Source organism: Leisingera methylohalidivorans DSM 14336 (assembly GCF_000511355.1).
GTDB classification, from domain to species: Bacteria; Pseudomonadota; Alphaproteobacteria; order Rhodobacterales; family Rhodobacteraceae; genus Leisingera; species Leisingera methylohalidivorans.
Genome location: NC_023135.1, coordinates 267,432 through 293,381 on the forward strand (window position 1 = coordinate 267,432; position 25,950 = coordinate 293,381).

22 protein-coding genes, 1 tRNA gene and 2 pseudogenes are annotated in these 25,950 nt (G+C 62.8%); 16 read left to right on the forward strand and 9 right to left on the reverse strand.

Annotated elements, in window-relative coordinates; translation table 11 throughout:
* Positions 1–289 precede the first annotated feature (289 nt).
* The 9 genes from METH_RS01430 to METH_RS01475 all read left to right on the forward strand — a co-directional run bounded on the left by METH_RS01430 (position 290) and on the right by METH_RS01475 (position 12,902).
* A complete protein-coding gene (locus tag METH_RS01430) occupies positions 290–1,177 on the forward strand; it encodes a LysR family transcriptional regulator (protein WP_024088613.1) in 888 nt (295 codons plus the stop codon).
* A gap of 125 nt (positions 1,178–1,302) precedes the next feature.
* Entirely contained in the window at positions 1,303–1,743 is a 441-nt protein-coding gene (locus tag METH_RS01435) for a formate dehydrogenase subunit gamma (protein WP_245602941.1), read from the forward strand.
* Positions 1,740–3,257 (forward strand): formate dehydrogenase beta subunit, encoded by a 1,518-nt coding sequence (locus METH_RS01440; RefSeq protein WP_024088615.1) that lies wholly within the window; start codon positions 1,740–1,742, stop codon positions 3,255–3,257. The genes METH_RS01435 and METH_RS01440 overlap by 4 nt, the downstream gene beginning before the upstream one ends.
* Positions 3,254–6,151, forward strand: a complete 2,898-nt coding sequence (fdhF, locus tag METH_RS01445) for a formate dehydrogenase subunit alpha (RefSeq protein WP_024088616.1) — start codon at positions 3,254–3,256, stop codon at positions 6,149–6,151. The genes METH_RS01440 and fdhF overlap by 4 nt, the downstream gene beginning before the upstream one ends.
* Before the next feature lie 4 nt (positions 6,152–6,155).
* On the forward strand, positions 6,156–6,980 hold the full coding sequence (gene fdhD, locus METH_RS01450) for a formate dehydrogenase accessory sulfurtransferase FdhD (protein WP_024088617.1): 825 nt from the start codon (positions 6,156–6,158) through the stop codon (positions 6,978–6,980).
* A complete protein-coding gene (locus METH_RS01455; protein ID WP_024088618.1) occupies positions 6,970–7,191 on the forward strand; it encodes a formate dehydrogenase subunit delta in 222 nt (73 codons plus the stop codon). Before fdhD ends, METH_RS01455 begins: the two co-directional genes overlap by 11 nt.
* Before the next feature lie 367 nt (positions 7,192–7,558).
* Positions 7,559–10,060, forward strand: a complete 2,502-nt coding sequence (locus METH_RS01465) for a cation:proton antiporter (RefSeq protein WP_024088620.1) — start codon at positions 7,559–7,561, stop codon at positions 10,058–10,060.
* 693 nt (positions 10,061–10,753) lie between these two features.
* Positions 10,754–11,206: a hypothetical protein gene (locus tag METH_RS01470; protein WP_156927428.1), complete on the forward strand. Its 453-nt coding sequence runs from the start codon at positions 10,754–10,756 to the stop codon at positions 11,204–11,206.
* Between the two features lie 436 nt (positions 11,207–11,642).
* Positions 11,643–12,902, forward strand: a complete 1,260-nt coding sequence (locus tag METH_RS01475) for a D-amino acid dehydrogenase (RefSeq protein ID WP_024088622.1) — start codon at positions 11,643–11,645, stop codon at positions 12,900–12,902.
* A 345-nt stretch (positions 12,903–13,247) separates the two neighbouring features.
* Here the strand turns inward: METH_RS01475 and METH_RS23720 are convergent, their stop codons facing one another.
* The 4 genes and pseudogenes from METH_RS23720 to METH_RS22910 all read right to left on the reverse strand — a co-directional run.
* Entirely contained in the window at positions 13,248–13,415 is a 168-nt protein-coding gene (locus METH_RS23720; RefSeq protein WP_024088623.1) for a hypothetical protein, read from the reverse strand.
* The gene (locus METH_RS01480) at positions 13,416–13,892 is read right to left on the reverse strand and encodes a putative HlyD family type I secretion protein (RefSeq protein WP_024088624.1); all 477 of its coding nucleotides are present in this window, start codon (positions 13,890–13,892) and stop codon (positions 13,416–13,418) included. It abuts the gene before it with no gap.
* Between the two features lie 119 nt (positions 13,893–14,011).
* Positions 14,012–14,167, reverse strand: coding sequence for a PTS sugar transporter subunit IIA (locus METH_RS01485; protein ID WP_169731231.1), 156 nt, complete (start codon positions 14,165–14,167; stop codon positions 14,012–14,014).
* Positions 14,168–14,286: 119 nt separating this feature from the next.
* Positions 14,287–14,511, reverse strand: a pseudogene (locus METH_RS22910) (IS256 family transposase); the annotation flags it as partial.
* Between the two features lie 270 nt (positions 14,512–14,781).
* On the opposite strand from METH_RS22910, the pseudogene METH_RS25330 reads away from it, so the two are divergent.
* A pseudogene (locus METH_RS25330) lies at positions 14,782–15,000 on the forward strand (hypothetical protein); the annotation flags it as partial.
* Positions 15,001–15,043: 43 nt separating this feature from the next.
* Complete coding sequence (locus METH_RS24645; protein WP_245602943.1) at positions 15,044–15,631, forward strand: transposase; 588 nt, start codon at positions 15,044–15,046, stop codon at positions 15,629–15,631.
* A gap of 502 nt (positions 15,632–16,133) precedes the next feature.
* On the opposite strand, the gene METH_RS01500 is transcribed toward METH_RS24645, so the two are convergent.
* The 3 genes from METH_RS01500 to paaZ form a co-directional block, all read right to left on the reverse strand.
* Positions 16,134–16,210: transfer RNA gene (locus METH_RS01500), tRNA-Met, on the reverse strand.
* A gap of 199 nt (positions 16,211–16,409) precedes the next feature.
* Positions 16,410–17,210 carry a PaaX family transcriptional regulator C-terminal domain-containing protein gene (locus METH_RS01505; RefSeq protein ID WP_024088627.1) on the reverse strand — a complete coding sequence of 267 codons (801 nt, stop codon included), beginning with the start codon at positions 17,208–17,210 and terminating at the stop codon, positions 16,410–16,412.
* Between the two features lie 83 nt (positions 17,211–17,293).
* The gene (gene paaZ / locus METH_RS01510; protein ID WP_024088628.1) at positions 17,294–19,324 is read right to left on the reverse strand and encodes a phenylacetic acid degradation bifunctional protein PaaZ; all 2,031 of its coding nucleotides are present in this window, start codon (positions 19,322–19,324) and stop codon (positions 17,294–17,296) included.
* Between the two features lie 126 nt (positions 19,325–19,450).
* Between paaZ and paaG the strand changes: the two genes are divergently transcribed.
* From paaG to METH_RS01535, 5 genes are all read left to right on the forward strand, one after another.
* Positions 19,451–20,236 carry a 2-(1,2-epoxy-1,2-dihydrophenyl)acetyl-CoA isomerase PaaG gene (paaG, locus tag METH_RS01515; protein ID WP_024088629.1) on the forward strand — a complete coding sequence of 262 codons (786 nt, stop codon included), beginning with the start codon at positions 19,451–19,453 and terminating at the stop codon, positions 20,234–20,236.
* 2 nt (positions 20,237–20,238) lie between these two features.
* Positions 20,239–20,664 (forward strand): hydroxyphenylacetyl-CoA thioesterase PaaI, encoded by a 426-nt coding sequence (gene paaI / locus METH_RS01520; RefSeq protein WP_024088630.1) that lies wholly within the window; start codon positions 20,239–20,241, stop codon positions 20,662–20,664.
* Positions 20,665–20,679: 15 nt separating this feature from the next.
* On the forward strand, positions 20,680–21,990 hold the full coding sequence (gene paaK / locus METH_RS01525; protein ID WP_024088631.1) for a phenylacetate--CoA ligase PaaK: 1,311 nt from the start codon (positions 20,680–20,682) through the stop codon (positions 21,988–21,990).
* A 15-nt stretch (positions 21,991–22,005) separates the two neighbouring features.
* Positions 22,006–22,602 (forward strand): TetR/AcrR family transcriptional regulator, encoded by a 597-nt coding sequence (locus tag METH_RS01530; protein ID WP_024088632.1) that lies wholly within the window; start codon positions 22,006–22,008, stop codon positions 22,600–22,602.
* Between the two features lie 103 nt (positions 22,603–22,705).
* The gene (locus tag METH_RS01535) at positions 22,706–22,915 is read left to right on the forward strand and encodes a hypothetical protein (RefSeq protein ID WP_024088633.1); all 210 of its coding nucleotides are present in this window, start codon (positions 22,706–22,708) and stop codon (positions 22,913–22,915) included.
* A 57-nt stretch (positions 22,916–22,972) separates the two neighbouring features.
* Here the strand turns inward: METH_RS01535 and METH_RS01540 are convergent, their stop codons facing one another.
* Positions 22,973–24,733 carry an OmpA family protein gene (locus tag METH_RS01540; RefSeq protein ID WP_024088634.1) on the reverse strand — a complete coding sequence of 587 codons (1,761 nt, stop codon included), beginning with the start codon at positions 24,731–24,733 and terminating at the stop codon, positions 22,973–22,975.
* A 144-nt stretch (positions 24,734–24,877) separates the two neighbouring features.
* Positions 24,878–25,906 carry a tryptophan--tRNA ligase gene (gene trpS, locus METH_RS01545; protein ID WP_024088635.1) on the reverse strand — a complete coding sequence of 343 codons (1,029 nt, stop codon included), beginning with the start codon at positions 25,904–25,906 and terminating at the stop codon, positions 24,878–24,880.
* Positions 25,907–25,950 lie beyond the last annotated feature (44 nt).

A 25,950-nucleotide genomic window follows, 5' to 3' on the forward strand; every position in this document is an offset into this window, starting at 1 on the left:
GCCGGCAGGAGGGAAGCCCGCCCGGTCTGTCCGGCGGGAGCCAGGCCAATCAACCGCTTGAAATCCCGATAGACCCAGCGGAACCGCCCAAGTCCAACCCCGCGGTTTCCCGCTTGGGCGGTTCTTCGGCGCCAGCCAATGCCGCAAAACACCGCTACTCCCGGGAAACCTGTGCCAAGCCAGCCACGCGCCGCAAAAGCAGCCGTGCAAGCCGGTTTCCAGTGCAGTCAAACTGCAACCATTCCGGTAGTCATGGTGAAGCACCCAACATCGATAGAAGAATTCCATCATGCTCGATAAACTTGAGATGTACATCGCGGTCGCCAGGGAAGAGCATTTCGGGCGCGCTGCAGCGGCGCTTGGCATTACCCAGCCAACGCTGTCTGCGGGTGTCAAACAATTGGAAGAGCAGCTGGGCGTGCAGCTGATTTTCCGCGGATCACGCTATGGCGGGCTGACGCCGGAAGGGCAAAGCGCTCTCTCCTGGGCCAGGAAAATCGTCGGGGATTCGCGGCAGCTGAAAGAGGAGATGCGCTTTTCCCGGCACGGCCTGACCGGCCAGCTGCGCATCGCCGTGATCCCGACAGCGCTGACCTGGGCGGCGAAACTGACAGCCCGCTTCAGCGAAAAACACCCGAAGGTGCGCTTCACGATTCTTTCCCGCACCTCGGCGGAGATCCTCTCGATGATCGAGAATTTCTCGGTCGACGCAGGTATTTCCTATCTCGACAATGAGCCGATGGGCAAGGTCAGCTCGGTGCCTTTGTACCGGGAGCATTACATGCTGGTGTGCCATCGCGATTCACCTTTCGCGGAACGCAGGACGGTTGGCTGGGCGGAACTGAACGGGCAGAAGCTTTGCCTGCTGACGCCGGATATGCAGAACCGCCGGATCATCGACAAGAATTTTCGCGAATCAGGAGTGAGCCCGGAAGCCTGGATCGAGTCGAATTCGACCATTGTTCTTACCGTGAATGTGGAGGATGGCGGCTGGATGACCGTGCTTCCGGCGGATATGGCACGGTCTCTGGCAGCGGGAAAGCCGCTGAAAATCATTCCCATGGAGGTGGCCGAAGTCGTTCACTCGGTCGGACTGGTTGCCCCGTACCGGGAGCCTCATACCCCTGTATTAAAGGCACTTCTGACCGAAGCGCGGCGGATGTCGAAGGCTGGTTGATAGAAACTCCCTATCGCTCAACGAAATAGCGATATTGATATGGCTATACACGTTCTGGTTTTTCTCAGGCAAATTGCCGGAGGCCAGCTATGCAACCAGAAACGCCAGCGCCGTCCGATCAGGACATGCGCGCAATCATCTCGGACCATCTGCACCTTGAAGGGGCGCTGTTGCCCATTCTGCATGCATTGCAGAATGCGTGTGGCCGCATTCCCCAGGAGGCCACGCCGCTGATTGCGGATGCGCTGAATATTTCCAAGGCGGAAGTACATGGCGTTATTAGCTTTTACCACGATTTTCGTGAGGTGCCTGCAGGCCGCCATGTGGTGAAGATCTGCCGTGCTGAGGCCTGCCAGGCGGTGGGGGGCAATGCGCTGGCTGAGGCCGCGCTCGCCCGCTTGGGTGTCGAATGGCACGGCACAACCGGAAATGGCGCGGTCACCCTGGAGCCGGTCTATTGCCTGGGGCTGTGCGCCTGCGGCCCGGCCGCCATGGTGGATGGCAAGGTTCACGGCCGCGTGGATGAGGTCCGGATGGCGAAATTGCTGGCGGAGGCCGGGGCATGAAGATCTACGTTCCCATGGACAGCGCCGCCAAGGCGCTGGGCGCTGATGACGTGGCCGCAGCGATCATCGCCGAGGCCGCCAGCCGCGGGCTGGAAATTGAACTGATCCGCAACGGCACCCGCGGCATGATCTGGCTGGAGCCTCTGGTGGAGATCGACCGCGGCGCAGGCCGCGTGGGCTATGGCCCGGTGTTGCCCGCCGATGTGCCCGCGCTGCTGGACGGCACCCTGAAGGGCCTCGGGCGGGTTGAGCAGATCCCGTTTTTCGCCAGGCAGACCCGGCTCACCTTTGCCCGCTGCGGCGTGACTGATCCGCTGAACCTGGACGATTACCAGGCCCATGGCGGTCTGGCCGGGCTGCGCCGGGCGGCGGGCCTGAGCAGCACGGAGATCGTGGAAGAGGTCACCCAATCCGGTCTGCGCGGCCGCGGCGGGGCGGGGTTTCCGACCGGGATCAAGTGGAACACGGTGCGGCAGGCCGAAGCGGATCAGAAATACATCGTCTGCAACGCCGACGAGGGCGACAGCGGCACTTTTGCCGACCGCGTGATCATGGAAGGCGACCCCTTCTGCCTGATCGAGGGGATGGCGATTGCCGGCCTCGGCGTGGGTGCCACCAAGGGCTATATCTACCTGCGGTCGGAATACCCCGATGCCATCCGCGTGATGCAGGAGGCAGTCCGCATCGCCCGTGCAAACGGCGTCCTGGGCGCCGATGTTCTGGGGGCGGGCCGGGCCTTTGACATGGAAATCCGCGTGGGCGCTGGCGCCTATGTCTGCGGCGAGGAAACCTCGCTGCTGAACAGTCTCGAGGGCAAGCGCGGCGTGGTGCGGGCCAAACCGCCGCTGCCCGCGTTGCAAGGCTTTCTGGGCAAGCCCACCGTGGTCAACAACGTCATCAGCCTCGCCACCGTGCCGGTGATCCTTGAGAAGGGCGCGCAGCATTATGCGGACTTCGGCCTGGGCCGGTCCCGCGGCACCATTCCGGTGCAGATTGCCGGCAACGTGAAGCACGGCGGGCTGTTCGAGACTGCCTTTGGGATGCCGCTGGGCGAGCTGGTGCTGGACATCGCCGGCGGCACTGCCTCCGGCCGGCCGGTGAAGGCGGTGCAGGTCGGCGGGCCGCTGGGCGCCTACATGCCTCTCGAAAGATTCGATACACCCTTCGGTTATGAGGAGTTCGACGGCGCAGGCGGGCTGATCGGCCATGCCGGCATGGTGGTGTTCGACGACAGCGCAGACATGCTTCAGATGGCGCGTTTTGCGATGGAATTCTGCGCCGTGGAAAGCTGCGGCAAATGCACCCCCTGCCGGATCGGCGCGGTGCGCGGTGTGGAAACCATCGACCGCATCGCCGCTGGCGACCCCGGCGCCATCCCGCTGCTGACCGATCTTTGCGAGACGATGACGGACGGTTCGCTCTGCGCTCTGGGCGGGTTCACCCCTTACCCGGTGATGTCCGCACTCACCCATTTCCCCGAAGATTTCGCCACCGCCAAGGAGGCTGCAGAATGAAAGACCTGATCATCCCCTGGGACAGTGACCGCGACATGGGCACCCCGGCGCGCGAGGGCGCCCCGGTCTCCCTGACCATTGACGGCTTTGATATCACCGTGCCCGAGGGAACCTCGGTCATGTGGGCCGCCGCCGAGGCGGGGTTCCAGATCCCCAAACTGTGCGCCACAGACAGTCTTGAGGCCTTCGGATCCTGCCGCCTCTGCGTGGTCGAGATCGACGGCCGCCGCGGCACGCCTGCCTCCTGCACCACGCCGGTTGCGCCGGGCATGGTGGTGCGCACTCAGTCGGAGAAAGTGAAGAAGATCCGCAAGGGGGTGATGGAGCTGTACATCTCCGATCATCCGCTGGACTGCCTGACCTGTGCCGCCAACGGCGATTGCGAGCTGCAGGACATGGCCGGCGTCACCGGCCTGCGCGATGTGCGCTATCAGGCCCCTGCGGGCAGCGGTCTGGCCAATCATTTCGAGGCGCGCCAGAACGGCGAGGCCAACCCGCAGTACATCCCCAAGGACGACAGCAACCCTTACTTCAGCTACGACCCGGCGAAATGCATCGTCTGCAACCGCTGTGTGCGCGCCTGCGAAGAGGTGCAGGGCACCTTTGCCCTGACCATCGAAGGCCGCGGGTTCGACAGCCGGGTCAGCGCCGGCACCGCGGCGGATGATTTTCTGGCCTCCGACTGCGTCAGCTGCGGCGCCTGTGTGCAGGCCTGCCCGACCGCGACATTGCAGGAGAAATCGGTGATCGAACTGGGCACGCCCGAGCGCTCGGTGATCACCACCTGCGCCTATTGCGGCGTCGGCTGCTCCTTCAAGGCGGAACTGAACGGCGATGAGCTGGTCCGCATGGTGCCCTACAAGCACGGCAAGGCCAACCGCGGCCATTCCTGCGTCAAGGGACGGTTCGCCTATGGCTATGCTAAGCACAAGGACCGCATTCTGAACCCGATGATCCGCGACAGCATCGACGAGCCCTGGCGCCAGGTCTCCTGGGAGCAGGCGCTGGGCTTCGCTGCCGCCCGGATGCGGGGGCTGCAGGAAAAGCACGGCAAGAAGTCGATCGGTGTGATCACTTCCAGCCGCTGCACCAACGAGGAAACCTTCCTGGTGCAGAAACTGGCCCGCGGAGTGTTCGGCAACAACAACACCGACACCTGCGCCAGGGTCTGCCACTCGCCCACCGGTTACGGCCTGGGCCAGACCTTCGGCACCTCGGCCGGCACCCAGGATTTCGACTCGGTCGAGCATACCGATGTGGTGATCGTGATCGGCGCCAACCCGACCGACGGCCACCCGGTCTTTGCCAGCCGCCTGAAAAAGCGCCTGCGCGCCGGTGCCGAACTGATCGTGATCGACCCGCGCCGCACCAACCTGGTGAAATCGCCGCATATCCAGGCGGCACAGCACCTTGCCCTGCGCCCCGGCACCAATGTTGCCGTGGTGACAGCATTGGCGCATGTGATCGTGACCGAAGGGCTGATGGACGAGACCTTCATCCGGGAGCGCTGCGACTGGGATGAATTCCAGGTCTATGCCGAGTTCGTCTCCGAGCCGCGTCACAGCCCGGAGGCAACAGAATTGCTGACCGGCGTTCCGGCGGCAGATCTGCGCGCCGCGGCCCGGCTGTTTGCCACCGGCGGCAATGGCGCGATCTACTATGGCCTGGGCGTCACCGAGCACAGCCAGGGGTCGACCACAGTAATGGGCATCGCCAACCTCGCGATGCTGACCGGCAACATCGGCCGCAAGGGCGTCGGGGTGAACCCGCTGCGCGGCCAGAACAACGTGCAGGGCTCCTGCGACATGGGATCGTTCCCGCACGAGCTGCCGGGCTACCGCCATGTGAAAGGCCCCGAGGTGCGCGCGGTTTTCGAGGAAGCCTGGGGCGTCGAGATCGACCCCGAACCCGGTCTGCGCATCCCCAATATGCTGGATGCCGCCGTCGAGGGCAGCTTCAAGGGGCTTTACTGCCAGGGCGAGGATATCCTGCAATCCGACCCGGACACCAAACATGTGGCGGCGGGGCTTGCGGCGATGGAATGCGTCATCGTGCATGACCTGTTCCTGAATGAGACCGCGAATTACGCGCATGTGTTCCTGCCCGGCTCCACTTTCCTGGAAAAGGACGGCACCTTCACCAACGCCGAGCGCCGCATCAACCGCGTGCGCAAGGTGATGGCGCCGCTGAACGGCTACGCGGACTGGGAAGTGACCCAGCTGCTGGCCAATGCGATGGGCGCGGGCTGGACCTACACGCACCCGGCGCAGATCATGGATGAGATCGCCGCAACCACGCCCTCCTTCGCTGGGGTCGATTACGCGCTGCTGGAGGAGAAGGGCTCGATCCAATGGCCCTGCAATGAGGCGCATCCGGAAGGCACGCCGCTGATGCATGTGGATGGCTTCGTCCGTGGCAAGGGCCGGTTCATCGTCACTGAATATGTGGCAACGGATGAAAAATCCGGTCCCCGCTTCCCGCTGCTGCTGACCACCGGCCGGATCCTCAGCCAATACAACGTGGGCGCCCAGACCCGGCGCACCGAAAACGTGGTGTGGCACGATCAGGACGTGCTGGAAATCCATCCGCACGATGCCGAGGTGCGGGGGGTGAAACAGGGCGGCTGGATCAAACTGGCCTCGCGTTCGGGCGAGACCACGCTGCGGGCCGAGCTGACCGACCGCGTCAGCCCCGGCGTGGTCTACACCACCTTCCACCATCCGGACACGCAGGCCAATGTGATCACCACCGACTTCTCGGACTGGGCCACCAATTGCCCGGAATACAAGGTGACGGCGGTGCAGGTGAGCCTGTCGAACGGGCCGACGGGCTGGCAGGAGGATTACACCGCCCAGGCCCAGCGGTCGCGCCGCATCCTGCCCGCAGCGGAGTAGCGTGATGACGCTCTTCTGCCCAAGCCAAAGCCTGCCCGGCCTGTCCGTCCGCTGTGACGGGCAGCGCCCGGTGCTGCGCAGCCTGCCTGAGGAGCTGCCGGTTGCCATGGTATTCGAAGGCAGCACCCAGGGTGTGATGATGGCGACCCCCCAGGATATCGAGGATTTTGCCGTGGGATTTGCCCTCAGCGAGGGCTATGTCCGGCATTTGGGTGAAATTTCCGAGTTCGAAACCGCCGAGCATGGCGGCGGCATCGAGGCCCGTTTCTGGCTGCCGCCGGAGCGCGCTGCAGCGCTGACGGCACGGCGCCGGGCGATGATGGGTCCGGTGGGCTGCGGGCTCTGCGGTATCGACAGCCTGGACCAGGCGCTGCGCCCGCTGCCGGTGCTGGCTTCGGGCGGTCCGGTATTTGCAGCCGCCGAAGTTGCCCAAGCGGCTGATGCGCTGCGCAGCCACCAGCCCCTCCACGACCAGACCCATGCCACCCATGCGGCCGGCTTCCTGCTGCCGGGGCAGGGTATTGTCCTCGCCCGGGAGGATGTCGGGCGCCACAATGCATTGGACAAGCTGATCGGTGCGCTTGCCCGCGCCGGTATGGATCCGGCATCCGGCGCGATGGTGCTGACCAGCCGGGTGTCGGTCGAAATGGTGCAGAAAACCGTGATGGCCGGCGCCCGCAGCCTGATTGCTGTTTCCGCCCCCACCGCCCATGCGCTGCGCCTGGCCCAGGGCGCAAACCTTACACTCGCCGCTTTTGCCCGCGGCGGCGGCTTTGACCTTTATTCCTGCCCTGAGCGGATCAAAAACGGAGAGAAACATGTCGCCTGAGAAAATGGTGATGATGGCCAACCAGATTGCCACCTTCTTCAAAACCCAGCCTGGCGGCGGCCAGGCCGAAAATGTGGCGGCCCACATCAATGACTTCTGGGAGCCGCGGATGCGCAGCCAGCTGATCAGCTATGCCGCAAAGGGAGAAACGGATTTGGACCCGCTGGTGCAAACGGCATTGCACACGGTGCGCGCGCGCGCTGATGGATAGCTTGCCCGGCGGGTCATTCGGGAGCGTTTTTCCCGCGGCCTTCGGTGCGGCCCGCTCCGCCGGCCGTATCCGGCGAAGCGTGGCTGTAGAATTGCCGCAACATTTGCAAGACGCTGCCCGCCGCAGGCGGATGAAGCCCAAACCCCGAGGCTGCCGCCGCCCTGCTCGGCAGCCGGCAGTGTGACGCGATGATTCCCGGCAGCATCCTGCTTGGCCGGAAAGGCCTCGATCGGCAAACCGCAACCGTCGCCTGAGCGCAGGGGGGCTTCGTGCCGGTGCAATGCGGCACCGTTTTCCCTGATGAAATCGGCGTGCTTAGCCTCTAAGAGCGGTTTCTGCTTCCGCAGTTTTCAGATAATCCTATCTCATGGATATCGTTATTATTTCTGCGGTGATTGCATCGCTCTTTCTTGTGATCGGTGCCGCAGAGCCGCTGGCGGCGCGCCTGCGTCTGCCCTACAGCGTAATCCTTGCGGTGTTGGGTATCCTCATCGGATCGGGCGCGATCTTTTTCCTGCGCACCGAACTGACCGATGCGCTCAATCCGGTGGCAGAGGCTATACTTGGCCTGCCGATCAGCTCGAACGTCTTTCTCTACATCTTCCTGCCGACGCTGCTGTTTCAGGCAACGCTGGGGATGAACCTGCGCCGGATGCTGGACGATTGGGTTCCGATCATGGTTCTGGCGGTCGTGGCAGTTGTTGCTGCGACCCTCGGCGTTGGATATGCGCTGTCCTGGACAAGTGCGCTGCCCTTGGCCGCCTGCCTGTTGGTCGGTGCGATTGTTTCGACAACCGACCCCTCGGCAGTGGTTTCGATCTTCCGGTCGATCTCGGCCCCCCGCCGCCTGTCCCGGATCATCGAAGGTGAAAGCCTGTTGAACGACGCCGCAGCCATCGCACTGTTCGGACTGTTCATGGGCTTTGTGATGCTGGGGGTGCCGGACCCGGACCTGGGCGAGGCCCTGGCACAGTTTCCTATTCTGATCCTGGGCGGTGCGCTGACCGGCTGGCTGGCAGCGCGCATCGCGATCTGGATGATGGCGCTGTTCGGCGCGCATGAGCTGGCATTGATCTCGGTCTCCGCTGCGCTGCCCTACCTTGCCTATATCGGGTCGGAACAAATTGTCGGCGCGTCTGGGGTGATCGCTGTCGTTGCCGCGGGATTGACACTCAACCTGGCCGGGCCGGGGCGCCTGCCGCCCCAGGCGTGGACCAGCCTGGGCGAGGTTTGGGATTTGCTGGCTCATTGGGCCGGTGCACTGATCTTCATCCTTACGGCATTGCTGATCCCCCGGCTGCTGGAAGCGGTTCAGCTTTACGATTTTGTCCTGATCGGTGTTGTAATCCTCGCGGCGATTGCGGCGCGTGCGGTCATCCTGTTCGGGCTGCTGCCCCTGCTTACCCTGATCAAGGTGTCGCCCGCTGTCGAACCGGCCTACCGGACTGCGATCCTGTGGGGCGGGTTGCGTGGTGCTGTCACCCTTGCACTGGCGCTTGCCGTCACCGAAAGCCTGCTTGTCCCTGACGAGGTCAAGCGTCTGGTCGGTATCCTTGCAACAGGATTCACCCTGTTCACGCTGCTGGTGCAGGGAACGACGCTGCGGACCGTCATCCGCAGGCTGGGGCTTGACCGCCTGTCACCAATTGACGAGGTGATGTCGCGGCAAGTGGTCGCCGTTGCCTTGCAGACCGTCCGCGAGGATGTGGCGCGGACAACCGAAGATTACGCTCTGCCCCGCGATGTCGTGCGCTCCGAGGCAAAGCTGTTCGGCGAACGGCTGGACAAAGCTGTGAAAGCCACCGAAGACAGCGAGGAAATCCTGGATCGCGACCGGATCACCCTGGGGCTGATCGCGCTTGCCGGTTTTGAACGGGACACGATTATCCAGCGCGTCCGCGAACGCACGATTTCGGCCCGCATGGCGGAAAAGACCTTGCTGGATGCTGACAGGCTGATCGAAGGCGCGCGCGCAAAGGGGCGCAACGGCTATCAGCAGGCTGCGCGCAGGTCGGTCGCCTATGGCCGCGCCTTCAGGCTGGCAGGGCTGCTTCACGGCAGGCTGGGGCTGTCGGCCCCGCTTGTGCGGCTGACGGCAGACCGGTTCGAGCTTCTGCTGTCGCAACGGCTGACCCTGCGCGATCTCGATGCCTTCATCGAAGGCCGCATCCGCCGTATTCATAGGCGGCGGGTTGCAGACCTTCTGCTCGAAATGCTCACGCGGCGGATCGAAATGGTGGAAACGGCGCTGGATGGCCTGCGGCTGCAATACCCCGGCTATGCCGAGAAACTGGAACGGCGCTTCATCCGGCGCACCGCACTTCGGCTTGAGGAGCGGGAATACACTGCCATGCGCGAGGACGGCTTGATCGGTGCGGAAGTCCACACAACCCTGATGCAGGACCTGATGGCGCGCCGCGCCCAGGAAGAGGATCGCCCGCAGCTCGACATCGCCGTGCAGCGCCTTGAACTTGTGCGGCAGTTCCCCCTGTTTGCGGATATGGACGACAGGACAATCCGGCAACTGGGACGCGCATTGAAAACCCGCTATGCCAATGCCGGCAGCATCGTCTTGCGCAAGGACGGCACTGTGAAAAGTGTGTTCTTCATTGCCTCCGGTGCTGTGGAGCTGGAAACAGCCGGTCAGACCTGGCGGCTGGGCAGGGGCGAAATGTTCGGGCAGGTGGCCATCCTGTCGAAGAACGCCCGCAGTGCCGAAGCCCGCGCGATCGCTCCGACGACGCTTCTTGTGCTGGACGTTGCACGGTTCCGGTCTCTGTTGAAAAGAAGCGCCGCCTTGCAGGAGGCTGTGCGCGCGAGTGCCGAACAGCGTGGCCTGAACCCGGAAGCGCTTCTTGCAAAAAACTGATGTTCCGGATCGAGGGATCCGCTCCACCTTCACCACTGCGCCCCACCGGGGTCTTTTAAGGCGCGCAGTGCTTCGGTTCTCGCGGCAGCACCGGCGGGGAGGCGCTGGCTGATTGCCGACGGCACTTTGCACTGCCGGAAGTCCCCGTGGTTATGGCAATCATTCAGGGGAATAATCCAAGGGAGAGATTGGAGGGTTGATGTCGCAGTTCATTCGCCTGGCAGAACGCGGCGAAGCTCTGGCAGCCAGAGTGCCAGCAGTTTCCGCCCGGGCTGGAGGTTTGCCGGATTAAGTTCGTCGTGCCTTCTTTGCACATTAAATACTGGCGCGTGCTGTCAGTTTGGAATGTGCAAAGGACTTCTTTTCCTCGTTCCACATCTAGTCTCATGCCCGGCTCGTCCCCATCGCAGATGCCAGATTGCATTATGCCTGCCACCCGAAATGGGCTTCTTCAGCCAGCACCGCCTGGTTCACGAGATCAGACGCGGCGCGTATAATACCGGGACTGATTGACGAATGCGTTCCTCGGTCATAGGCTCCCAACCATGATGGAACATGCAGATCTGTTGCGATTTCTACTGCTGAACCGCCCGCTTCCCCGGGCGGACTAGGCGCGACGGCGCCTGCCATATCTCCCGGGGCCTTCTCATTACTCTGATACGCAAGCGGGGCGCCTTCACCCGAGGAGAAGCCATGTTCGATCCATTTCCAACCACGCAAACTACAGGTCCTGACCAGGCCGTTTTCAGGGGAATGCGCAACACGCCGATCACATTGCCCGAGGCGGATCACCGGAAACTGCAGGAGCATCTCGGCGATTGCGCGGCCGCAGTGCTGCCGCAGACGGCCCTGCTGTCCTATGTGCTGGCAAACAAACTGATGAACGCCCGGCTGATTGCCGAGGTGCATTGCAGTGATTTGGCGGTGGGTGGAAGCCATGTAACTTATGCCGTTGACGGCGAAGCTCCACAGACCGGTTTGCTGCTTCATCGCGCGGGGCCGGAGCCAATCCGCGGCGTTATCCCCGTTGCCTCGTTGCTTGGAGCGACGTTGATAGGAATGCGGGTCGGCCAACGTGCACCGCTGTTGTGCGAGAACGGGTCCATCAGCAAACTGATTGTGAGCGGAGTCGAGCTTTCGATCTAGGCCCTGCGAACGCCACGCAAGTCCGCAAGAGGAGACGCCCCATGTCCATCTCCACCCCGCATCGGAAGTCCCGCCAACGGCATCCCGAAGACCGTGATCAGCGTGGATGATTTTCCACATTTTGCGGGGCTTGCGGATGGCATGCTGAGATTTCAGCCGGTCCTGCCGGACCGCCTGTGCGAAGGGGAGGGCTTTCATGGGGGGGCAGGTGGAAATCACCGGCGGATGCCGGCGATGACCAGTCAGAAGCAACCTGGAGATCAATGGCATATGACGGTTTCCATCTCGGATCCGTCAACCCTGCGCGGGGAGTGCAGGGTGCCACGATCCCGATAACACTTGGGCCCCGTATTCCGGAGGGAAAAGGGGCAGCAGTAACATTCACTGCAGGTGTGGTGCCAATGGTGCCCGGCCCTGCGCAATAAGGGAAATTGCTATGAAAATCGTCGTTATGGGCGCAGGCGTCATCGGCATCACAACCGCTTACTACCTGGCCAAGCAAGGCGCGGAAGTCGTGGTGATTGACCGCCAGATGGGGCCGGGGCAGGAAACGAGTTATGCCAACGCGGGGCAGCTCAGCTATGGGATGACCTCGCCTTGGGCCGCCCCCGGCATTCCGGTGAAGGCCGTCAAATGGATGTTTATGAAACGCCGCCCGCTGTTTATCTGGCCGTTGATCAGCCCGGTGATGTGGAAATGGTGTGCGCAGATGCTGCGCAACTGCAACGAGGAAAGCTACCGCGTCAACAAGGGGCGCATGGTGCGTGTGTCCAGCTATTCGCGCGACGTCATGCCGGATCTGATCGCTGAAACGGGCATCGAATACGACGGGCGGCAGCAGGGCACCTTGCAGCTGTTCCGCACGGCGAAACAGTTGAAAGCGTCGAAGGCCGATCAGGACATTCTGGCGGAATACGGCTCTCCCTACGAAGTGCTGGACCGCGATGGCTGTATCGCCGTTGAGCCGGCGCTGGCCGAAGTGCGGAGTAAATTCGTCGGCGGTCTGCGGCTGACTGCGGACCGCACCGGGGACTGCCGGATGTTCACCATCGCGCTGACCGAAAAGTGCATCGGGATGGGGGTCGAGTTTCAATGCGGCCAGTCGATCAGATCCATCGCGGTCGAGAACGGCAAGATCGCGGGCGTTGATACCGAGATTGCCGGGCGCATCTCGGGCGATGCCTATGTTTGCGCCATGGGCAGCTATGCCACGGGCGTGCTGAATCCTATCGGGATCAAACTGCCGGTTTATCCCGTAAAAGGTTATTCCGTCACTTTGCCGGTGACAAACGATGCCTGCGCGCCGCAGTCCACGATTATGGACGAGACCCACAAGGTTGCAATCACACGGCTGGGCGACCGCATCCGTGTTGCAGGCCAGGCCGAGATTGCGGGCTATTCCAACCGTTTAGGGCCACATGCCACCAATACGGTCAAACATGTGATCGGCGATTTGTTCCCTAAGGGCGGGGATATCTCGCGCGCGGAAGGCTGGACAGGTCTGCGGCCCATGACGCCGGATGGAACACCGGTCTTGGGGCCGACACGGTATGAAAACCTGTTCCTGAACACCGGTCATGGAACATTGGGTTGGACGATGGCCTGCGGTTCAGGGCGTGCGGTCGCGGACACAGTGCTGGGCAGGACGCCCGAAATCTCACTGGAGGGCCTCACAGCCGCGCGCTACCAAAAATAAGTCAGCATGCAGCGGCGGGCCGGTGCGGTGTGCCAAGCGTTTGAACCTAGCAGGAGGCCGGAGGTGGCTGATGAGTGATGGAGTTTTTCAGCCGGCGATCTTTGGGAGAGTATCCGGCCTTCTGTGAATGAGGCGCGGAGCATGAAGGTCCCCGCCGTTGAGCCGCGCTGCAAAGGCTTCGGGTTCCCGGCGAAATCATATCTTTCGCCGATTGGACGTATCTTCGGTCGGCCGGGAAACCATCGGCTTTCCTCAATCAGGCTTAAACAAGCGGACAACGCCGGGTCGGTTCATCCCATTGCCTCGGCCTTGCTGTGGTCCGCACGGGTGCGGTGCCACGCCGGGTCATTGTTCCGAGAAAGCGGCAATGCGGATCGCCCGCAAAGGTTTGAGGAAGTATTCGAGCACCGTCTTGCTGCCGAGGCTGATGTCCGCGGAAACCGACAAGACGGCCCGCAGTTTCAGTTCCTGCAGTCCAGTCCCCGGTTCCGGCGTGATGCGCATCCGCGCCATTTACACAGCTTCGCGGCTGTCCGGGATATCTGAACTGGAGGAAACGGATACAACTGTGTCTGCAAGGGGCCCGAACTGTGAGGCGTCGAAGGTCAGCAGTGTCAACGCGCCTTCAAAGCCGGGTACGATACCGCCGATCCGGCTGGCCGGGATCTGGGCTTCGGCAAATAATTCCACCCCGTCAGGGACAATTTCAGCCACGGTTCCGCCCGGTCCGATGACCTTCCCTTTGGTGTCGACCTCGACAGCCTGGACCACGCAGTCAACCGGGGTGATCAGAACACCGCAGCCGGCGCGCAGCCGGTAGCGGGCGATTTCCTCGCCGCGTTCGGCCAGCTTGGCTTCGGTGACGACCACGGTACGGGCTGCCGAACCTTTTCGGCCGGAATGGTATTCGGCTTTTCGCGCCGGGCTTTCCGCAGTCCGCTTCCTGGCCGTCACAACATCAATCTGTTCGCGCACCTCAATCAGGCTCAATTCGGCCTGGTCTTGGTCGCGGCGGCTTCGGCCAGAAAGGAAACCTGTTGGTTTTGGCTCAGGACGGCCTTCCAGCTGCTGTAGGGCGTAAACCCCGTGCCATTCAGGATCGCAGACTGCTAGTTCATTTCCAGTTCCATTTCCAGTTCCAGGCGCAGCGCCGCTTCGCGCACTCTCAGCTGTTCCAGCTGCAGCAGGCCGCGTGACCGGTCGAAGGTGACCAGCGGATCCCCGGCCCGAACCTCCGAACCCTGCTGCACAAGAACGGTCGTCACGCGGCCGCCATGTTGGCTCTGCAAGGTGCGCAGGCCCCCCATTGGCATCAGACGGCCATCGCCAGTCACCGTTTCGTAGACCGGGGTCGAGCTATGCCAGAAAGTTGGTAACGGCGTGATCAGGCGGCGGTTAGAATTTGTTTGATCCCGTCGATGAAGGCAATGCCCTGAATGATCTCGGGTATCCGGTTTGCCCCGTTCAGCTATTGCCATTTTCCCTGTGCTGACATCATCAGCTTGAACGCCATGGCCAGCCCGGTCTTGCGGCTGAGGCAGCCTTTGGTATTGCCGGTGCAACGACGCACGGTGGCGAATGTGCTCTCTATTGGATTTGTAACCGGTATGCAGATCCTGGTGCCAAAGTTCGGCCCCGGTTCTCGGTCCGGGCTGTATGCTGCGAGCATCCGCGGCAGAGGCACCGGGAGCACGAAGATGCGGGCAGGCCGATGTATACGATGAGCCGCGAGCGCGTGGTAATAGCCGGCCGCTTCTGCGGCGCGTCGGGTTGCGCCGAGCGCGCGAATCCGCAGGTGCCGTGCCGCCCGCCGCTCCCGCTTTTGTCACTGGCAAGGGAGGAGCGCATGCGACGCGTGATCAAGGCGACCGGAAACTGCATGGCAGTGTCCCGGATCCTGTCGCCCCATGTGAATCTGGTGGTGATTGCCAAGCCGCTTCAGGTCGAGGCAATCGCCCATGCCCATGCCCATGCCCATGTGAAGACCGGCAAGGTCGGTGCAGGCACATTGGCCAGCCTGTATGCGGCCGGTTGCCTGCCGGAAATCCGGCCCCCGGATGCAGCCACAGAAGGGATGCGCAGGCTTGTCGCGCGCCGCTATCAGGTTGTCCGGCACCGGACCCGGATCAAGAGCGAGGTGCATGCCATCCTGCCCCGCGCATCTGATCCCCAAATGCCCGCATGCCGATCTCTTCAACAAGCGCGGCCGCGACTGGCTGAACGGCCAGCCGGTGCCGGAGGACGAACGGGCAGCGATTGCGCGTCATATCCGGGAGCCGGCCCGGCTCGGGGCAGATCTCGCCCAACTCGGCCGCGACATCGCCCAGGACGCGCTGGAGGACGAACCGTTCCGGAGGTTTCTGGCTATCACCGGCGTCAATCCGACGGTGGCTTCCGGGCTGATGGCGGCGATCATCAGCATCGCCCGGTTCGCCTCTCCCCGGAAACTGGTGAGCTATTTCGGGCTGAACCCGCGGGGGCGCCAACCCGGTTTGGAGCCCGCCCAACATAGCCCGCCCAACATAGCCGGATCAGCAAGGCCGGGCGCAGCCATGCCCGCGCGATGCTGGCCGGGGCAGCCCGGGCCGTGGCAAAGGCACTGGCTCCGCTCCACGCCTTCTTTGTCCGGATCCGGGCCCGCCGCGGCCACCAGAACCTGCCGCACCATCATGCATTCCGCCGCCTTGGTCGAGTTCGCTGGCGGGGCAGGGCGTCGGGAATCGAGATGAACGGGCTAGTCCAGCATATCGCCTGAAGTGATTTTGGCGACTTCGAACTTGCCGAAATATGAGATCAGGCCGTCACCTTTGCGAAACAGAATCTTGTGGCCGTCGGAATAGCTTCGTTCATTCCCGCGCTTGGCCTTGTTGAATGCGTCTAGCTTGCGGGCATACGACTAGAATCTTCGGTCCTTCATGGCTGCCAGGGATGGGTCGACGTTCTTTTTGTACGGATCCGCAAACTCGATTGCGGCTTCTGCCGCCTCTATCCTGCTGACTTCTTTGGTAGATTTTCGGACGTACTTCTTCGCGACCGGATCCCAGAGGCGCACGGACCAGAACGGGCTACGGCCTGTCTGATAGATCGCCAGTCCGGTTCGGACCTGCTTCAGCTTAGAGATTTTGTTATTTGAATTTCCAGACACGCGTCACGTCCTGATCGTGTGTAACTTATCTGGGGAGTCATTCGCAGGCAAACGATCCTGAATAATCGTTTGAAAACAGTGAGTTGTGGTAGCGGAGGAGGGACTTGAACCCCCGACACGCGGATTATGATTCCGCTGCTCTAACCAACTGAGCTACTCCGCCGCTCGCTGTGTGGACGCGATTTACGGAATGCTGCCGGTCGGGTCAAGCAGAAAAGCGGAAGAATTCCGGATTTCCCGGAGTTTTGTTCAGGCTGTAAATTATGTTGATCTAAAATAAGTGCTTATGCCGGAGGAGGTGCGCGTCATAGGCCAGCAAGGCAAGCCGCGGGAGGCGGCGGTAAGCCAAGTCTGGCGGGCCCTTAGTCAATCGGAGCGTCAAGGGCAGCCAGTTCGGGCAGGGGCAGCTGGTCCAGCAGGCCAAACACCAGTGCGCGGCAAGTTTCACCTGCCCAGTCCGCAGGATGAAAGCCGGGCGGTAAATCCGGATGGCGCAGAACGACGCGGCGCCAGCGGTGTACGATCAAGGTGCGCAGAGTGCCGGTTTGAGCCGGGGTCAGCCGGGATGGCGGCGGTGTGATTTGTTCCAGGTCCTGCTGCAATTCCTTGCAGGCTTTACACAGTTGCAGAGGGAACAAGCGTGCCTTCAGCCAGCCTGGCACGGCGATGCTGCTGACCTCTGCGGCCATCAGGTCATCCAGAGTGTGCGGTACCGGTCCATGCCCCAGGGCAGTGGTCCGGTTCACGCTTACATAGTTAGGCAGCAGCAGAACGTCGTCCAGAGTGCTTTGGCCGGTGCCGTCCTCGGCGATAAGCACATGCCAGTCGCCCGGCGCCGCGGCACTGCGGCCGTAAATCCGGGGCGTCACGGCGGCAGATTGGTTGCGGCCGTATTCGGTCAGATAGTGGATTGACGCACGGCCAGCGCGGGCGCTTTCGATCCAGCCGTCCTTGCGCAGCCGGTGCAGGGCTACCCGGATTGCCTCGGGCTTGATTCCCATCGGGGTAATGATGCGTGTCAGGGCGCCGCCGCTGATCCGGGCGCCTTTTTCCTGGGCCAGATCGCCGAACAGCGACACAATCACCGACCAGACCCGCTGGTTCTGGGGGTCATTCAGTTGCTGGACGGTGGCGTCAAACCAGGGGTTTAGCTGTTCGTTCATAGCGATAAACATAGTCCGCCCGGACGGGTTAGACCAGTCCGGGCGGGAGCCGCGTTACCGCTGCCTGCTGCTTTAACATTGGTTCAAAAGGCGTTCATGGTCAGCAGCTCATATTCCGCTGCAATCTCGTCGTCTTGATTGGTGAGGGTGACGTGCCAGCGGACTTCGCCGTATTCCTCATTGCGCGGGGTCTTTTTCTTGACCGTCAGGCGGACCTTGATGCTTTCGCCCGCGGAAATGGGTTTCATGAAGCGCAGATTATCCAGGCCGGTGTTGGCCAGAACCGGGCCTTCGTCCGGCTGCACGAACATGCCGGCGGCAAAGGACAACAGCAGGTAGCCATGCGCAACCCGGCCCGGGAAGAACGGGTTCCGCTTGGCGGCCGCGTCGTCCATATGGGCATAGAAGGTGTCGCCGGTGAAATGGGCGAAGGTTTCGATATCCTCCAGCGTCACGGTACGGGGCGCGGTGAGCAGGGTCTCGCCAATCGCCAGCTCGCCGAACTTGCGGGTGAAGGGGTGCGCCGGGCCTTTGACCTCGGTGCCGCCGGGCACCCATTTTTCGCCGATCGCCGACAGGATGTCGGGCGAGCCCTGAATGGCGGTGCGCTGCATGTAGTGTTTGACGCCGCGCACGCCGCCCAGTTCCTCGCCGCCGCCGGCGCGGCCGGGGCCGCCATGCACCATATGGGGCAGGGGGGAGCCGTGGCCGGTGCTTTCCTTCATCGAGTCGCGGTTGTTGAAGTAGAGGCGGCCGTGATATGCGCCGGCGCCAATGGCAACCTTGCGCGCGACGGCCGGGTCGTGGGTGATGACCGAGGCCACCAGCGAGCCCTGGCCGCGGTTGGCCAGATCGATGGCGTGGTCCAGATCTCGGTAGCCCATGATGGTGGAGACGGGGCCAAAGGCCTCGGTGTCGTGCACGCGCTGCGCCTTGTCCGGCTCGGCGCAGTGGAACAGCATCGGCGGGACAAAGGCGCCTTTGTCGGCGTCAGCGCCGTCGACGGTAAAGCTGTCCGGATTGCCAAAGACGCGTTCCGCTTCCCGGCCGATGATCGCGGCCTTTTCCAGCACGTCGCGTTTCTGGCCGTTGGAGACCAGCGCACCCATGCGGGTGGTTTCCAGACGGGGGTCGCCGATTGTTGTTTTGGAGAGGCGGGCCGACAGTGCCTCGATCACCGCATCCACCTGCGCCTGCGGCGCGATGATGCGGCGGATGGCGGTGCATTTCTGGCCCGCCTTGGTGGTCATCTCGCGGCTGACTTCCTTGACGAACAGGTCGAACTCCGGCGTGCCGGGCTGCGCATCGGGGCCAAGGATCGAGGCGTTGAGGCTGTCCTGCTCGGCGACGAAGCGGACCGAGTTTTCCAGAATCACCGGGTTGGCGCGCAGCTTCAGCGCGGTTTGCGCCGAGCCGGTAAAGCTGACAACGTCCTGCATGGTCAGGTGGTCCAGCATGTCGCCCAAGCCCCCCGACACTAGCTGCAGTGCGCCTTCGGGCAGGATGCCGCTGTCGAGCATCAGCTTCACCGCCAGTTCAGTGACGTAGCAGCTGTTGGTGGCGGGTTTCACGATGGCCGGAACACCTGCCAGAAGTGTGGGGGCCAGCTTCTCCAGCATGCCCCAGACCGGGAAGTTGAAGGCGTTGATATGTACCGCGACACCGCGCAGCGGGGTGCAGATGTGCTGGCCCAGGAAGGTGCCGTTGCGGCTCAGCTGCTCCACATCGCCGTCGAGGTAGACATGACCGTCGGGCATCTCGCGCCGGCCTTTGGAGGCGAACACAAACATGGTGCCGATGCCGCCGTCGATGTCGATCATGTGATCGGACTGGGTGGCGCCGGTGTCGAAGCTGAGGTCATACAGCGCCTGCTTGTGCTTGTTCAGGTGGCCTGCGAGCGCCTTCAGCATCCGGGCTCGGTCGTGGAAGGTCAGTTTGCGCAGGTTGGCCCCGCCGACCGTACGGGCGTAGTCGAGCATCGCCTGCACATCGAGCGCGTCATTGCCGGCGCTGGCGATCACCTTGCCGGTGATGGCGCTGGCGATGTTGCGGGCGCCTGCACCCGGTGCGACCCATCGGCCCGCTGCAAAGCTGGAAATCTCAAGAAGGCTCATGATGCTGTCCTTTTCGTCACGCCGGTGGGAACCGGCTGGCTGGAATCCGATGCTGAGATATATTGACCGTCCGGTCGGTTTATGCAAGGTGTTTGTCAAATGCGTCGCTGACAGGGTGAGGGAACGATGAGCGATACGATTCTGGTAGAGGATCACGGGACCTGGGTGGAGATTGCCCTGAACCGCCCGGACCGGCTGAACAGTTTCAACGAGGAGATGCACAACGCCTTGCGTGGCGCGCTGGAAGCGGCGCGTGATGGGGGTGCCCGTGCAGTGCTTCTGACCGGGACGGGCCGCGGCTTTTGCGCGGGCCAGGATTTGGGCGACCGCGATCCGCGCAAGATGGACGGGCCGCCGGACCTGAGCAAGACCGTGCGCACATTCTATGCGCCGCTGGTGCGGTTGATCCGGTCGCTGAACTTTCCGGTGATCTGTGCGGTCAATGGCGTGGCCGCCGGGGCCGGGGCCAATTTGGCGTTAGCCTGCGACATGGTGCTGGCGGGTGAGAGCGCCAAATTCATCCAGTCGTTCTCCAAGGTTGGCCTGATTCCCGACACCGGCGGCAGCTGGCATCTGCCGCGGCTGCTGGGCGAAGCGCGGGCCAAGGGGCTGGCGCTGACCGCCGAACCGCTGCCTGCGAAAAAGGCCGAAGACTGGGGGCTTATCTGGAAGGCGCTGCCCGATGACGAGCTGATGGCTGAGGCCCGCGCGCTGGCAGAGAAATTCGCAAACGGCCCCACTCTGGGCCTGGGACTGACCAAGCAGTGCCTTCAGGCGGCGGCGGTCAACACGCTGTCCGATCAGCTGGATATCGAAGCCGACGCGATGAAAACCTGCGGCGAAAGTTCGGATTATGCTGAAGGCGTGGCCAGTTTCCTGGAAAAACGCGCACCAGCGTTCAAGGGCAGGTGACCATGACCCCGAAAGAACGCGCTGAAAAATCTGCTGCCGCCATGTGGGCGGATGACCACGCTTCGAAATGGGCGGGGATGGAGATCACCCATGTGGATGAGGGCGAGGCGACGCTGGAGCTGACCATCGCCCGGCACCACTGCAACGGCCACGGCATCTGCCATGGCGGTGTGACCTTCATGCTGGCCGACAGCGCCTTTGCCTTTGCCTGCAACAGCCGCAACCAGGCCACCGTGGCGCAGCACAACGTGATCAGCTTCACCGCGCCGGGTCGGCTTGGCGACAGGCTGACCGCCAAGGCCCGCGAGATTTCCCTGACGGGGCGCAGCGGTATTTATGACGTGACTGTAATCAATCAGAACGGCCAGCAGATCGCCGAATTCCGGGGATTCTCCCGGGCGGTCAAAGGCCAGTTGTTTGACGCATAAGGTGTGGAGGACGCTATGGAAGACCTGAGCCCCAAGAAGGGTGAACTGGACCCGATTGAGATCGCCTCGATCGACGAAATCCGCAGCCTGCAGCTCGAGCGGCTGAAGTGGTCGGTGCGCCATGCCTATGACAACGTGCCGATGTACAAGCAGCGGTTCGATGAGGCAGGCGTGCATCCGGACGACCTGCAGGAACTGAAGGACCTCGCCAAGTTTCCCTTCACCTACAAGAATGACCTGCGGGACAATTATCCCTTTGGCCTGTTCGCCGTCCCGCGCAGTGAGATCATCCGCTTGCATGCGTCCTCCGGCACTACCGGCAAGCCGACAGTTGTGGGCTACACGGCGAATGACATCAGCAACTGGGCGGATCTGGTGGCGCGGTCCTTGCGTGCGGCAGGCCTGCGCAAGGGCGATATGGTGCACAACGCCTATGGCTACGGGCTGTTCACCGGCGGGCTGGGCGCCCACTACGGGATCGAACGGCTGGGTGCCACCGTCGTGCCGATGTCCGGCGGGCAGACCGAAAAGCAGGTCGGCCTGATCACCGATTTCAAGCCCGACGGGATCATGGTGACGCCCTCCTATATGCTCAACATTCTGGAGCAGTTTCACAAGGTTGGCTTGGACCCGCGTGAAAGCTCGCTGAAGGTCGGCATCTTTGGCGCCGAACCCTGGACCGATGCGATGCGCAAGGAGGTTGAACAGGCCTTCGATATGCACGCGGTCGACATCTACGGCCTCAGCGAAATTATGGGGCCGGGTGTGGCCAATGAATGCGTTGAAACCAAGGACGGCCCGGTGATCTGGGAAGACCACTTCCTTCCGGAAATCATTGACCCGCAGAGCGGCGAAGTACTGCCGGATGGCGAGATGGGCGAGCTGGTGTTCACCACGCTGACCAAGGAAGGCCTGCCGATGATACGCTACCGCACCCGCGATCTGACGCGGTTGCTGCCGGGCACCGCGCGCTCGATGCGGCGGATGGAAAAGATCACTGGCCGCAGCGACGACATGATCATCCTGCGCGGCGTCAATGTCTTCCCCAGTCAGGTGGAAGAACAGCTGATGGCTACCGGCGGGCTGGCGCCGCATTACCAGATCGAGCTTTACAAGTCCGGGCGGATGGATGCGATGCGGGTTTATGTGGAGGCAAATCCGGATGCCACGGATGAGCTGAGCAGAACCGCCGCGGCACGGATGCTGACCAAGCGGATCAAGGATATGATTGGCGTTTCCACCGAGATCATTGTAGGCGACCCTGGATCGGTTGAGCGCAGCCAGGGCAAGGCCAAACGCGTCGTCGACAACCGTGGCAAGTCCTGAATGAGGGAGTGAGTTTTGGCCCGCACCATCGCAAAAGACCATGATCAGAAACGCACCCAGATCCTGAAATCCGCAGCCAAGGTGTTTGCGGAAGCGGGCTATGACCGCGCGTCGATGACACAGCTGGCGCGGGAATGCGGGATCTCCAAGGCGAACATCTACCACTATTACGACAGCAAGGATGCCGTGCTTTTCGGCCTTCTTGATACCTATCTTTGCGACCTGCGCGACCGGGTTTGCGGGGTGGAGGCGGAGGTCTGCGGCCCGGAGGACAGGCTGCGCCGTATTGTGTCGGAGATCATGCTGGCCTATCAGGGCGCGGACCACGAGCATCAGGTGCAGATCAGCGCCATGGGGGCGTTGCCGGAGGATCAGAAGAAGCTGCTGCGCGCTTACCAGCGCGAGATGGTGCAGGTTGTCAGCAGCGCGCTGGCGGCGGTGGCTCCGGAGGTGTTCGAGGGCGAAAATGCCAAGTTGCGCGGCGCAACCATGTCGGTCTTCGGCATGTTGAACTGGTATTACATGTGGAATTCCGGTGCGGGCTCCAAGGCGCGCGAGGACTATGCGCGGCTGGCGGCAGATCTGGTTCTGAATGGAATCAAGGGCCTTTGACGCCCTTGATGTTCAGCACGGAAGCGTGACCCGAAAACGCCGCAGAGTTTCTTTTGCGTTTGCGTCGGCCTGCACTAGACTTGCGGACCTCAAGGAGGGCGGCATGGCAAACTCTGACAGTTTCGAAAAGTTCTACTACAAAAAGGTCGGGCTGGGCGAGGGCTGCGGCTGCGCCGAACGGGTGATAGACATCCATGAATTCGACCGCCAGTCGGGCCGGCCGCAACTGAAATCCTTTGGCCGCCGGTTCTCGATCAGGTCTTTTGCCTTGAAGTACGGGCTCATGTCCCGGCGCAGGACACCGGTGGAGTAGAGACCGGGAAGCACCCGGAGGGGCAGCCCCCCGGGCGCAACTGATCTTGCTAAACGATCAGCCTTCGCTGCCCAGCAGCGGCGTGATGCGGCGCACGGCGACGCGGCGGTTGGCGCGTTCAGCGGCCAGTGTCCTCACGGTCAGATCACTTTCGCCATAGCCCTGCACCACCATGTTTTCCGGCGGCACGTCGAAATACTCCGTCAGAGCCAGCGCCACGGTTTCAGCGCGCCGGTCGGACAGCGCCAGATTGTAGGTGGCTGCACCCACCGCATCGGTGTGCCCCTCGATCAGGAACACTTCGCCCGGGTTGCGGTCGACCAATTCACGCAGCGCGTTGCCCAGGGCCGCCAGTTCTTCGGCCTCGTGGGTACGGATCACCGCAGAGCCGGTGTCGAAATTCACCGAATCCACGTTGATCACCGGCACCAGCCGGCGCACGGCGTCAATATTGCGGATCTGCGCCAGCGAGAAGCTGCGGCCCACTTCCGGTGCCTGCTGCGCGGCCAGCGCTGCGGCCAGGTCTTCTGCTGAGACTGTGCCGGTGCTGGAGAAGGCGCGGCGGTTGTCCTGAACCTGCGGCAGCTCGTTGACGACGACCTTTTCGGCCTTCTGGGTGTCGTCGAACAGAACTACGCTGCGGCCATCAGGCAGGATACGGGTGCGGCGCAGCACCCGGCCTTCGGCGGAGCGGATGGTTTCCACCTCAACCCCGTTATCGCGGGTGACCACAGTGCGGGTGGAGCCGTCCTGGAACCGGTAGGTGGTCACGTTGGAGCCCGGCTGGCGCAGCAGCGCGTCGTCGTCCTTCAGGACGCGGTACTGGCCGTCCTGTTCCACGATGGCGCGGTCGCCGGTGTTGGAGACAACCTTGCCGCCATTGTTGAGCAGCGTGCCGATGGCCAGGGCGCCAAGGCCAAGCAGCGCGTTGCGCTGCTGATCGGACAGGCCGCCGTCATCCTGTTCCGGGGCGCTATTGGCCTGCGGGGCGGGGGCTTCAGCCGCAGCCCGGGCGTTTTCGCCGGCTTCGGTTTCAAACTCCTCGTCCGAACTGCGCACGGTGTCTTCGGTCACCGTTTCCTCGATCACCTCGGCCTTGCCGCCGGTGTTTTCCGCCGCGGCTGCGGCAGCTGCTGCGGTGTCCGTCTCAGCTGCGGCCTGAGCGTCCGCCTGGGCCTGGCTGTCCAGTTCAACCAGTTCGGGGTTGTCAGTTTGCTCGCTGGCTTCGCTCTGCGACGGGGCCGGGTCAGCAGCGGTTGCCTCGGCGGGCTGGTCTGCTTCGGCCTGCCCGTTCTGTGCGCCGGCCTGCGCTTCGGTCTGCTGTTCCAGTGCCTCTGCCAGAGCCGCGGCCTCATCCGATTCCTGGGCGGTCGCAGAGTCTGCGGCAGGCTCTGCTTCGGTGGCCGCCTCCGTTTCGGCACCGGCCTCAGAACCGGCCTCGACACCTGCTTCAGAACCGGAGGCCTCTGCCCCGGCTTCAGCCTCAGTTCCGGCAGTTATCTCTGCGGCGCTGGCCAGAACGCTGGCGGATTGCAGTTCACCCGGCAGGCCGGCGTCAAAGGCGCCGGTGGCATAGGCCTTGCAGAACTTGGCAATCCGGCCCTTTTTATCTTGGACTTCTTCGCCTGCGGCCAGTTCCTTCTGCCGCCGCTCGGCGCGGTTCCGGCAGCGCTCGACCAGTTCGCCGATCTCGGCGTTGGTCATCTCGGTGAGGTCAATACGCTTGTTGCCCTTGTCCTGCGACAGGGCGGGCAGCGGGGCTGCCAGCGAGACCATCACTGCCAGCGCCGTGGTCGATTTGAAAATTCCCGGTTTCATTGCGGTTCCTTCCTTGCTCCGGCACGGGGCCGTACGGAGGTAACCGCTGAGAGCAGGAAAAGTTTCCGCGCATCCCGGCAAAAAAGAAGCCGCCCCGGCAGGGGCGGCTGTGGTCTGGCTGGTTTCCGCCAGCAGCAGGCCGTTTCAGAGGCTTACGGGCGGAACCATGCCGACGATGTCATAGGTCTTACGCAGGATCGGCGCGGTGATTTCGCGCGCGCGCTCCGAGCCGCGGGACAGGATCTTGTCGATCTCATCCTGGTTCTGCATCAGCCGGGCCATTTCGGTCGAGATCGGTGCCAGTTTCGACACGGCCAGATCCGCCAGCATCGGCTTGAATTCCGAGAACTGCTTGCCGCCGACATCCGCCAGCACCTGATCTACGGTCTGCTCGTTCAGGGCGGCGTAGATATTAACCAGGTTGCGCGCTTCGGGGCGGTCTTCCAGGCCCTCGGCTTCGGACGGCAACCCTTCCGGATCAGTCTTCGCCTTGCGGATCTTCTTGGCGATGGTGTCGGCATCATCAGTCATGTTGATGCGGCTGGCGTCCGACGGGTCGGACTTTGACATTTTCTTGGAGCCATCGCGGAAACTCATCACCCGGGTGGCGGCGCCCTCGATCACCGGTTCGGTCATCGGGAAGAAATCGACGCCATAGTCATGATTGAACTTGGCGGCGATGTCGCGGGTCAGTTCCAAATGCTGTTTCTGATCCTCGCCCACAGGCACATGGGTGGCATGGTAGACCAGAATGTCCGCCGCCATCAGCGACGGATAGGCCAGCAGCCCAAGCGAGGCGTTTTGCGCGTTCTTGCCGGCCTTGTCCTTGAACTGGGTCATCCGCTGCATCCAGCCCATGCGGGCGACGCAGTTGAAGATCCAGGCCAGCTGCGCGTGCTCGGGTACCTGGGACTGGTTTATCAGGATGGATTTCTCCGGATCCAGGCCAGAAGCCAGGAAGCCTGCACAGAGTTCACGGGTGGATTTCCGCAGATCGGCAGGATCCTGCCAGACGGTGATCGCATGCAGGTCGACCATGCAATAGATGGTCTCCACATCATTGGCCTGCCAGTCGACGAACCGCTTCAAGGCACCGAGATAATTGCCCAGGTGCAGGTTGCCGGAGGGCTGAATCCCCGAAAAGACGCGCGGGGTGAATGTGGTTTCGCTCATCTAGGCGTAACTCCCGTCTGGAAATAGCAACCCCGGTGGCTTAC